Annotated in this window: 2 protein-coding genes; both read right to left on the bottom strand. The window is 69.4% G+C overall.

The features are described from left to right. Positions 1–246 (bottom strand): hypothetical protein (locus DAI20_RS19225; RefSeq protein ID WP_205781490.1); only part of this gene is annotated, 246 nt, incomplete at its 3' end. Positions 247–503: 257 nt separating this feature from the next. Then, positions 504–1,023 (bottom strand): basic secretory protein-like protein (locus DAI20_RS19220; RefSeq protein WP_108252871.1); only part of this gene is annotated, 520 nt, incomplete at its 5' end.

Raw genomic sequence — 1,023 nt, 5'->3', positions numbered from 1 at the left:
GGCCACGGTGAGCTGGCCAAAGCGCTCAAGGCCGTCGGTACCGGCCAGGGTGAGCGGTGCGGCGATGCGCACGCGCTGGCCATCCAGCGCACGCCAGTCGGCCGGCGCGGCGGTCAGCACCACGGTGGCGCTGCTGCGCGCGGTGGAGGGCGACGCGACCGGTGCGGCCTGCGGCTGGGCCTGGGCAAAGGCGCCGGCCGGCAGCAGCAGGGACAGGGCAAGGGCGAGGGAACGGCGGCGCATCAACGGGCGACTCCATGGAAGAGGCGCACAGACTAACCCTGAAATGCGAAACCCCAGCGACGCGCGCGGTTTTGGCCTTGGCCGGCAAAGCCCCCGGCGGCGGACGGAGAACGACCGGGGCGATCGGGCGATCGGGCGACGGGGGCGACCGGCGGGTAGAGTCGACTGTCAGTCGACTATCGCGCGCAGCGCGGGATTTTCGCGACCTGGACGTAGAGCAGTCGACTAACAGTCGACTCTACCCAGTCGACTCTACCCGGTCAGTGCCGCTTGCCGCGGCGCGCCGGCGCCGGCGGCGGTGCATCCGAACGTGGCTTGGCGTACTGCGCCCACAGCGCCGGCAGTGCCTTGCCGGTATGCTTCTGCCACAGCGCCGGTGCATAGCGGCCGTCGCGCAGGGCCTTGTCCAGCGCCAGCACCAGGCCGGGATGCTCGGCCTCGGCCCATTTCAGGAACGCACCGGTCACCCGGTAGCCGCTGTCGACGTTCTGTCCCTTCTCGACCTTGCCCGGCAGTGCCCAGCCTGCGGCGGCATTGTCCATGCCGTAGCGGTCGCGCGCGTAGTCGGCGATGCCTTCCACCAGCCAGCCCGGTACCCGTGCATCGCCATAGCCGGGATACCCCTGCACGATGTGCATCGCCTCATGGGTGACCAGGTCGATGTCGTTCGGATGCTGCTCCAGCCAACCCGGATTGATGGTGATCGTCGCTGCCTGGTCCTTGTCGCCGACGAAGGCGATGCCGGTGTAGGCCGGATCGATCACGATACGCACCATTGAC

It is taken from the genome of Planctomonas deserti, assembly GCF_003067705.1.
Classification (GTDB): Bacteria; Actinomycetota; Actinomycetes; order Actinomycetales; family Microbacteriaceae; genus Planctomonas; species Planctomonas deserti.
The sequence above is the reverse complement of the archived record's forward strand: the minus strand, read 5'-3'. Positions and strand labels throughout refer to the sequence as shown.